Here is an 8,974-nt window from a genome sequence, read left to right as displayed (position 1 = left end):
CGGCCCTGTGCGGGCGGCACCCGCGGCGGACCGTTGCGCCCGCCCGCCGGCTCGTGCCGGCCGTCGGCCTGGTTGCCGCCGCTGTCGCGGCCGCTCGCGGCCCGACTGCTGGTGCGGCCGCCGCCGGAATCGGGTCGGGCCGAGGCCGACCACATGTCGTTCAACTGGCCTCGCGGCGTCATCAGCCCGTCACCGAGCCCGGTGCCCGCGTTCGCATGCTCTGTAGTCACAAAGTTACCGACCATCTCGAATCCGCTCACCGCCGTTCCTCCGTCCGTCCGTCGTGCTCCGCTGGCGCGGCGATGTCCGGCGATGACCGATGCTCGCCACAGGGGTGTTCAGGCGGTGCAATAACGGGCACTACGGGCCTCCTCGGGGTGAGGGGTTCGACTAGCCCCAAAACGGGCGACCCCGACTTCAGCAGCATAAGGGCCAAACGTCACCGGTGTGCGGGGAGTCCGTTACAGAGGCCAGAAGTATTTCCTGGGGCGCTTGTCCGGTGTCGCACACTGTGTGCGACGGGGCGCCCGGTCGAGTGACGCCAACGCGACACGACACGCCGTGAAGACACGCTCAACACGCCGTGATGTATCCGGGCCGTGCGAGGTCAGGGCGGGTAGATCAGGGCACCCTGGGCGGTATGGGTGTCACTGTGCCAGACTCAGCCTCCGTGCCGGATGACATCCACAACCTCGCCGACACCGTCCGTCGGGCCGCCCTGGCGGACCCCGCGGCCCGGGCCCTCATCGCCGGATCCCAGGTGCTCACCTGGGGTGACCTGGACGCGCGGGTCGACGCCGTCGCCGCCGGGCTGAGAGCGCTCGACCAACCCGGCGACCCCGCGCGCGTGGCGGTCGTCGCGCCCAACGTCCCCGAGTACGCGGTGGCGTACTTCGCGGTCCTGCGGGCCGGGCTCGTCGCCGTGCCGGTCAACCCCGGCTACACGCCGCGCGAGCTGGCCCACGTGCTCGGCGACTCGGGCGCGAGCGTCGTCATCGGCACCGCCGCCGCGCTGGCCGCGATCGCCACCGTGCGCGCCCAGCTGCCCGCGCTGCGCCACGCGTACTCCCTGGACGGCGGCGCGGACGGGCGGCCCTTCGCGGACCTGTCGGCCACGCGGACCGGGGATGTCCCCGCGCGCGGTGGCGAGGACCTCGCGGTGCTCCTCTATACCTCCGGGACGGCCGGGGCGCCGAAGGGCGCCATGCTCAGCCACCGGGCGCTCATCGCCAACCACCGGCAGCTCGCCGAGGTGCGGCCCACGGTCGTGGGTGCCGGCGACGTCGTGCTGCTCGCCCTGCCGCTGTTCCACGCGTACGGGCTGAACGCCGGCCTCGGCGCGGTGGCCTGGCACGGGGCGACCGGGGTGCTCGCGGACGGGGCCGACCCGGCCGGGATCCTCGCCCTGATCGCCCAACATCAGGTGACCGTGGTCGCGGCGGTGCCGCAGCTGTACCACGCCTGGTCGATGCGGCCCGAGCTGGCCGGGTCCGTGGGCTCGACGCGGGTCCTGGTCAGCGGCGCCGCGCCGCTGGACCCCGTCACCCAGCGGCGCGTCGCCAGCCTCACCGGACGCCGGGTGCACCAGGGGTACGGCCTGACCGAGACCGCCCCGGTGGTCACCACCGACCTGGCCAGTCCCGTGCCGAAGGCCGGCTCGATCGGGCGGCCGGTTCCCGGCGTCGAGGTGCGCCTCGTGGGCGGGGACGGCACCACGATCGTCCGGCTCAACGCGGGCGGCCTCGTGGGGGCCGCCCCGTTCGACGAGGACGCCGAGGACGTGTTCCCCGGCACGGCCGGCAGCGACCCTGGTGAGGTCGTGGTCCGCGGGGACAACCTGTTCAGCGGGTACTGGCCCGACGCCCACGGCGGCCCGGACGCGGACGGCTGGTGGCGCACGGGCGACGTGGCCTACGCCGACGGCGACGGCGACCTGTTCCTCGTCGACCGGCTCGGCGAGATGATCATCGTGAGCGGGTTCAACGTGTACCCGCACGAGGTCGAGATGGTGATCGTCGGCTGTCCCGGCGTCATCGAGGCGGCCGTCGTAGGGGAGCCGCACCCGGAGACCGGCGAGGCCGTGCGGGCGTACGCCGTCCTGGCGCCCGGGTCGCGGGCCTCGGTGGCCGACGTCGCGGCGCACTGCGAGCTGAACCTCGCCCGCTACAAGCGGCCCCGGGTCATCGAGATCGTCGGCGAGCTGCCGCACTCCGCGACCGGCAAGGTCCGCAAGTCGATGCTGGGCAGCGCCACGTGAGCCGGCTGGTCCTGCTCACCCGCCCCGGCTGTCACCTCTGTGACGTGGCGAAGGAGGCCATGGCCCGGGTGAGCGAGGCCACCGGCGAGCCGTGGGACGAGGTCGACGTGGAGACGGACCTGGAGCTGGAGACGGAGTACGGCGACCGGCTGCCCGTGATCCTGCTCGACGGGCGCGAGCACGGCTACTGGCGCGTCGAGGAGGAGCGCCTCCTGCGTGATTTACGCCGTGGCGGGTCAGCCCGCTGACCAGCTAGCCTGCTGCGGATGAGTGAGCGCAGCGAACGAACCATCAACGCAGTCTCAACTCATGGCGCCCGCTCGCGAAGCGGGTCGACGCCATGAGTAAGCACCTCGTGTGGGACTGGAACGGCACCCTGCTGGATGACCTTTCCCTGGTCGTCGAGGCCACGAACGCGTCGCTGGCCACCGCCAACGGCCCGGCCGTCACCGCCGACGAGCACCGGCGCGACTTCCGCCGCCCGATCAGCGACTACTACGCCTTCGTCCTGGGCCGGCCCGTGGACGACGACGAGTTCGTGCTGCTCGACGCGGCGTTCCACGCGGCGTACAACGCGCGGCTGGCGAGCTGCCTGCTCGCCGCCGACGCGCTCGCCGCGATGGACACCTGGGCGGGCCCGCAGTCGCTGCTGTCCATGTGGTTCCACGTCGACCTCGTGCCGACCGTCGAGCGGTACGGCCTGACCAGCCGGTTCGCCCGCGTCGACGGGCTGCGCGCCACGATCGGCGGCGGCCCGAAGGCGCCCCACCTCGCGGCCCACCTGGCGGCGCTGGGCGTCAGCGGCGCCGACTGCGTGCTGATCGGCGACTCCGTCGACGACGCGCTCGCCGCCGAGGCCGTCGGGGCAAAGATCATCCTGTACGCCGGCGGCTTCACCGATCTCGACCGGCTCCAGGCCGTCGGAGTCCCCGTGGCGCACAGTCTGGCCGAGGCCGTCGCGCTCGCCGCCTGACGCCGCTCAAGTGGCGCCGGCGGGTGTCAGTGGCTAGGTTCGGCCAGGTGCGTACCCGCCCCCGGCGCGTCGTCGGTCTCCTGCTGTCCGCCCTGACCGTGCTGCCCGTCGCGGCGTGCGCCACCGGCCGCGACGGCATCGTGGCGGCCGGCCTCGACCCCGATCCGACCGCGACCCGGGCGCTGGACGACCGGGGGGCCGCGCCGCCCGTCCCGGAGCCGGGGCCCACGACCAGGGCCGCCCCGGCCGCCAGGTACGTCTTCCCGGTCGACGGCAAGGTCGGCTACGCGAAGGACAAGCACCACGACTACCCGGCCGCGGACATCATCGCCGCCTGTGGGTTGACCGTGCGCGCGGTCACCGACGGGGTGGTGCTCGAGGTCAACCGGGTCGACCGGTACGACCGTAAGACGAACAAGGGCGGCGACCGGGGCGGGCTGTTCGTATCCGTGCTCGGCGACGACGGCGTGCGCTACTACGGCTCGCACTATTCGGAGATCACCAAGGGCCTGACGGCCGGGGACCGGGTGCGCGCCGGCGCGGTGCTGGGCAGGATCGGCCGTACCGGCGACGCCGGCGCCTGCCACCTCCACTTCGGACTCTCGCCTGTGTGCGCCCGTACGGCGGACTGGTGGGTGCGGCGGGGTGTGATCTGGCCCGCCCGGTACCTCGACGCGTGGCGCAGGGGCGAGTCCCGCTCCCCGGGAGCCGCGATCGAAAAGTGGCGGAAATCGCACGGCTGCCCGGCGAAGGCGCCGGCCGGGGCATAGCGTGCCGATAAATACCGGTCTGACCTATTTGCGTGGCTAGTTAGGCATGATCGCGTTCGGAGCAATAATGGACCGAGCGCCCACCCGCGCTTAGCCGCTAGCCGAGGAATGGGGGTTCTGCCGCGGGGGCATCTCTCGGGTTCGCGCGGACCGTGGGTGGGTGCCCACCGGGTCACCCGGTGTATCAAGATCGCGATTTGTGCACGGCTTCACAAGCGCCTACGCTGTGACAGCGGCGAACACCGCTAGCACAGTCAGTGACGGCTAGGTGTCCGGGGTCGCCGCAGAGTCCGCCCTTTGGCACGGAGCATGATGACCCACCACCGCAACGGTAACCAGCCCGGGACGTCGGTCCGGCGGTCCACCATGCCCGACTTTCCGGATCTGCCGGAAGCCACCGTCGCCCGCCTCCCCGAGTACCTGCGTGCGCTGCACCACCTCGCCGAGGCCGGCCACGAGACGATCTCCAGCGAGGGCCTGGCCGCCGCCGCCGGCGTGAACTCCGCCAAGCTCCGCAAGGACCTCTCGCACCTCGGCTCCTACGGCACCCGCGGCGTCGGGTACGACATCGAGCTGCTCATCGAGCAGATCCAGTCCGTCCTCGGGCTCACCGCGAACCGGGCCGTCGCCCTGGTCGGCGTCGGTAACCTCGGTCACGCCCTCGCCGGCTACGCCGGCTTCGGGACCCGGGGCTTCCGTATCGCGGCGCTGCTCGACGCGGACACCCGCCGGGTCGGCGAAGAGATCAACAACATCGCGGTACGCCACATCGACGAGCTCGAAGCGGTCGTCGCCGAGCACGCGATCGCCATCGCCGTGATCGCGACCCCGGTGCACGCCGCGCAGGAGGTCGCCGACCGGCTCGTCGCCGCCGGCGTCACCAGCATCCTCAACTTCGCGCCCTGCGTGCTCACCGTGCCCGACAACGTCGACGTGCGAAAGGTGGACCTCGCCATCGAGCTGCAGATCCTCTCCTTCCACGAGCACCGCAAGGCGGCGTCGGCCAACGGCCGCGCCGCCCTGGAGGTCGCGCCCACGGTCACGACCGCCAAGGTCGCGGCCGCGAAGCTGCCCAGCGCGAAGAAAGCCACCTCCCCGGCCACCATCCGGGCGGTGATCACGCCGTGACGCTGCTGGTTGTGGGCGTGTCCCACCACACGGCGCCCGTCGCCCTGCTCGAACGCCTCTCCGTGGCGTCGGCCGACGCCGACGGTCTGCTCGGCGCCCTGGCCGCCCAGTCGCACGTCGACGAGGCCGTCCTGCTGTCCACCTGCAACCGCGTCGAGGTGTACGCCGGGGTCAGCGCGTTCCACGGGGCGCTCGCCGAGATCGGCTCCGTGCTCGCGGCGCGCGCCGGCGTCGATGTCGCCGACCTGGTGCCCTACCTCTACGTGCGCTACGACGCCGACGCCGTGCGGCACGCCTTCCGGGTCGCCGGCGGGCTCGACAGCATGGTGGTCGGCGAGGCCCAGATCCTCGGCCAGCTCCGCGAGGCGTACGGCCGGGCCGGCGACGCCGAGACCGTCGGGCGGCTGCTGCACGAGCTGATGCAGCAGGCGCTGCGCGTCGGCAAGCGGGTGCACGCCGAGACCGGCATCGACCGGGCCGGGCAGAGCGTCGTCACCGCGGCCCTCGGGCTCGGCGCCGGCGAGGTCGCCGGGCGGCCGGCGCTGGTCGTGGGCGCCGGCGCGATGGGCTCCCTGGCCCTGGCGACGCTGTCGCGGGCGCAGGCCGGCCCGCTGTACGTGGCGAACCGGGGCGCCGACCGCGCGGCCCGGGCCGCCGAGCTGCACGGCGCGACGGTCGTTGACTACGCGGACCTGGTCACGGCCCTCGCGGACGTCGACATCGTGGTGAGCGCCACCGCGTCCGTCGACCACGTACTCACCAGGGATCTGGTGTCGTCCGCGCTCGTGGGACGCGACCGGCCGCTGGTCATCCTCGACCTGGCCGTGCCGCGCGACGTCGGGCCCGGCGTCGGCGACCTGCCCGGCGTCGTCCTCGTGGACCTCGCCCGGTTGGGTGACGCGCTGCACGAGTCCGAGACCGGCGCCACCGACCGGGCGGACGCCGAGGAGATCGTCGCCGGCGAGGTCGAGGCGTACCTGTCCTGGCTGCGCGGCGCGAACGTGGCGCCGACCGTGGCCGCGCTGCGCGCCCGCGCCGACGAGGTCGTCACCAACGAGCTGCGCCGGCTCGCCCAGCGCCGCCCCGACCTGTCCGAGGAGCAGCGCGGCGAGGTCGCGCACACCGTGCACCGCGTCGTGCAGCGGCTGCTGCACTCGCCGACCGTGCGCGCCCGGCAGCTCGCGGCGACGGCCGACGGCGACCAGTACGTGGCGGTGCTGCGGGAGCTGTTCGACCTGGACGTGACCGGCGGGGACGCCGGGGACGTGGAGCGCGCCGTGGGCGTGGAACTTCTCGCGGAAGGTGGCGCGCGATGACCCTGCGACTCGGCACCCGGGGCAGCACGCTGGCCATGGCCCAGTCCCGGACGGTGGCCGACGCCCTCACGGCGGCGACCGGCGAGGCCGTCGAGGTCGTCGAGATCGTGACGGCCGGGGACCGGTCGGACGCCCCGATCCCGCAGCTCGGCGTCGGGGTGTTCGTCTCCGCGCTGCGCGACGCGCTCGTCGCCAAGGAGATCGACTTCGCGGTCCACTCGTACAAGGACCTGCCCAGCGCGCCCGCCGACGGGCTCACCATCGCGGCCGTGCCGCTGCGCGAGGACCCGCGCGACGCGCTGATCACCCGCGACGGGCGCCAGCTCGCCGAGCTCGGCCCGGGCACCCGCATCGGCACCGGCGCCGCGCGCCGGATCGCCCAGCTGCGCGGCCTCGGCCGCGGGCTGGAGTGCCTGCCCGTGCGCGGCAACGTCGACACCCGGCTGCGCAAGCTCGCCGACGGGGAGTACGACGCGCTCGTCCTCGCGACCGCCGGCCTGCGCCGCATCGGCCGCGCCGACGAGATCACCGAGGTGCTCGACCCGATGCTCATGCTGCCGGCCCCGGCGCAGGGCGCGCTGGCGATCGAGTGCCGCACCGACGCCGTGCTCGCCGGCGTCCCGACCGTGGAGCTGCTCAGCACGCTCGACGACGAGCACACCCGGGCCGCGGTCGTCGCGGAACGGGCGCTGCTCGCCACTCTGGAGGCCGGCTGCAGCGCACCGGTCGCCGCGTTCGCCGTCGTGGCCGAGGCCGAGGACGGCGAGTACGAGATCTATTTGCGCGGAGGCGTGTTCAGCCCGGATGGCTCCGTCGCCATCCGGTTGTCCGCCACCGGAACGCTCACCGACGCCGCGGCGGTCGGGCGGCGGCTCGCCGCCGACCTGCTCGCCGAGGGCGCCGACATTGCACTGGGAGTGCCCGCATGACCCGCACCCGTAAGACCGTTGGCCGCATCAGCTTCGTCGGGGCCGGCCCCGGCGACCCCGGCCTGCTCACCCGTCGCGCGTACGAGGCGCTGACGGGCGCCCATCACATCGTGTACGACCGCTCCGTGCCCGACGCGCTGCTCGACGTGCTGCGCGCCGAGCAGGCGGACACCGACGCCGACGGTGATCCGCGCGAGGAGACGCAGTTCAGCCCCGCCGAGGGAGTGCCGGGTGACGTGGCGAAGGTCCTGCTCTCCGCGGCCCGCTCGGGCCTGCGGGCGGTGCACCTGGTCGCGGGCGACCCGACCGAGCACGACTCCGTCGTCAAGGAGGTGCAGGCCGTGGCCCGCACCGCCGTGCCGTTCGACGTGATCCCCGGCGTCGGCCGGGCCGCGGGCGTCGCGACCTACGCGGGCGTCGCGCTCACCGGCGTGCGCACCACCGTGGACGTCGAGGACGTGCACACGCTCGACTTCGACGCGCTCGCCGCGGCGGCGCCGCGCGTCCTGGCCGTGGCGGCCGACGCCGGCGACCTCGCGACGATCCGCGACGGGCTGCTCGCCGCGGGCCTCGACGGCACCGCGCCGGTGTCCGTGACCGGCGACGGGACGGGCGAGTCGCAGTACACCACCACGTCGACGGTCGACAGCTTCGTCGCCGCCGCGCTGGGCTTCTCCGGCCGCGTCGTGCTGGGCTTCGGCCCGGGCATGGCGCACCGTGACAAGCTCGGCTGGTGGGAGAACCGCCCGCTGTACGGCTGGAAGGTCCTGGTGCCGCGCACCAAGGAGCAGGCCGGGGCGATGAGCGACCTGCTGCGCGCCTACGGTGCCGTGCCCTGCGAGGTGCCGACGATCGCGGTCGAGCCGCCCCGTACGCCCGCCCAGATGGAGCGGGCCATCAAGGGCCTCGTCGACGGCCGGTACGCCTGGACGATCTTCACCTCGGTCAACGCGGTCCGCGCCGTCTGGGAGAAGTTCGCCGAGCACGGCCTCGACGCCCGCCACTTCGGCGGCGTGAAGATCGCCTGCATCGGCGAGGCGACCGCCGACGCGGTGCGCGCCTTCGGCATCCAGCCCGAGCTGGTGCCGCTGGGCGAGCAGACCAGCGAGGGTCTGCTGGCCGAGTTCTCGCCGCACGACGAGATCCTCGACCCGGTGGGCCGGGTGCTGCTGCCCCGCGCCGACATCGCGACCGAGACCCTGGCGGCCGGGCTCACCGAGCGCGGCTGGGAGGTCGACGACGTGACGGCGTACCGGACGGTGCGCGCGGCCCCGCCGCCCGCCGAGATCCGCGACGCCATCAAGAGCGGCGGCTTCGACGCGGTGCTGTTCACGTCGTCCTCGACGGTGCGCAACCTGGTCGGCATCGCCGGCAAGCCGCACCAGCGCACGGTCGTGGCCGTCATCGGCCCGAAGACGTCGGACACCGCCGTGGAGTTCGGCCTGCGCGTCGACGTGCAGCCCGCACATTCCAGCGTGCCGGACCTGGTCGAGGCGCTCGCCGCCTACGCCATGGACCTGCGCGAGAAACTTGCCGCCATGCCCGCGAAGCAGCGTCGTGGCTCGAAGGTGCAGGGCCCGACGGCGCTTCGCTTCCGCTGA

At 73.7% G+C, this 8,974-nt stretch carries 9 protein-coding genes; 8 read left to right on the top strand and 1 reads right to left on the bottom strand.

Features of this window, described 5'->3' with window-relative positions; all coding sequences use genetic code 11:
• A partial coding sequence (locus ABD211_RS17280) for a hypothetical protein (RefSeq protein WP_344132423.1) occupies positions 1 to 260 on the bottom strand: 260 nt, incomplete at its 3' end.
• Between the two features lie 410 nt (positions 261 to 670).
• On the opposite strand from ABD211_RS17280, the gene ABD211_RS17275 reads away from it, so the two are divergent.
• The 8 genes from ABD211_RS17275 to ABD211_RS17240 all read left to right on the top strand — a co-directional run bounded on the left by ABD211_RS17275 (position 671) and on the right by ABD211_RS17240 (position 8,974).
• Positions 671 to 2,257 carry an AMP-binding protein gene (locus ABD211_RS17275; RefSeq protein WP_344132420.1) on the top strand — a complete coding sequence of 529 codons (1,587 nt, stop codon included), beginning with the start codon at positions 671 to 673 and terminating at the stop codon, positions 2,255 to 2,257.
• Complete coding sequence (locus ABD211_RS17270) at positions 2,254 to 2,505, top strand: glutaredoxin family protein (protein WP_344132417.1); 252 nt, start codon at positions 2,254 to 2,256, stop codon at positions 2,503 to 2,505. The genes ABD211_RS17275 and ABD211_RS17270 overlap by 4 nt, the downstream gene beginning before the upstream one ends.
• Before the next feature lie 92 nt (positions 2,506 to 2,597).
• A complete protein-coding gene (locus ABD211_RS17265) occupies positions 2,598 to 3,230 on the top strand; it encodes an HAD family hydrolase (RefSeq protein ID WP_344132414.1) in 633 nt (210 codons plus the stop codon).
• A gap of 47 nt (positions 3,231 to 3,277) precedes the next feature.
• Positions 3,278 to 4,000 carry a M23 family metallopeptidase gene (locus tag ABD211_RS17260; RefSeq protein WP_344132411.1) on the top strand — a complete coding sequence of 241 codons (723 nt, stop codon included), beginning with the start codon at positions 3,278 to 3,280 and terminating at the stop codon, positions 3,998 to 4,000.
• Between the two features lie 312 nt (positions 4,001 to 4,312).
• A complete protein-coding gene (locus ABD211_RS17255) occupies positions 4,313 to 5,128 on the top strand; it encodes a redox-sensing transcriptional repressor Rex (protein WP_425560441.1) in 816 nt (271 codons plus the stop codon).
• Positions 5,125 to 6,444, top strand: a complete 1,320-nt coding sequence (locus ABD211_RS17250; protein ID WP_344132408.1) for a glutamyl-tRNA reductase — start codon at positions 5,125 to 5,127, stop codon at positions 6,442 to 6,444. Before ABD211_RS17255 ends, ABD211_RS17250 begins: the two co-directional genes overlap by 4 nt.
• Complete coding sequence (gene hemC, locus ABD211_RS17245; protein ID WP_344132405.1) at positions 6,441 to 7,373, top strand: hydroxymethylbilane synthase; 933 nt, start codon at positions 6,441 to 6,443, stop codon at positions 7,371 to 7,373. The genes ABD211_RS17250 and hemC overlap by 4 nt, the downstream gene beginning before the upstream one ends.
• Positions 7,370 to 8,974, top strand: a complete 1,605-nt coding sequence (locus ABD211_RS17240) for a bifunctional uroporphyrinogen-III C-methyltransferase/uroporphyrinogen-III synthase (RefSeq protein ID WP_344132402.1) — start codon at positions 7,370 to 7,372, stop codon at positions 8,972 to 8,974. Before hemC ends, ABD211_RS17240 begins: the two co-directional genes overlap by 4 nt.

Origin of the sequence: Luedemannella flava (assembly GCF_039528515.1) — a bacterium.
GTDB lineage: Bacteria > Actinomycetota > Actinomycetes > Mycobacteriales > Micromonosporaceae > Luedemannella > Luedemannella flava.
This window is presented reverse-complemented; position numbering and strand designations above follow the sequence as displayed.

Coding starts and splice junctions, on each gene's coding strand:
- hemC (WP_344132405.1), top strand. CDS start 6,441: ATGACCCTGCGACTCGGCACCCGGGGCAGCACGCTGGCCATGGCCCAG.
- ABD211_RS17265 (WP_344132414.1), top strand. CDS start 2,598: ATGAGTAAGCACCTCGTGTGGGACTGGAACGGCACCCTGCTGGATGAC.
- ABD211_RS17240 (WP_344132402.1), top strand. CDS start 7,370: ATGACCCGCACCCGTAAGACCGTTGGCCGCATCAGCTTCGTCGGGGCC.
- ABD211_RS17255 (WP_425560441.1), top strand. CDS start 4,313: ATGACCCACCACCGCAACGGTAACCAGCCCGGGACGTCGGTCCGGCGG.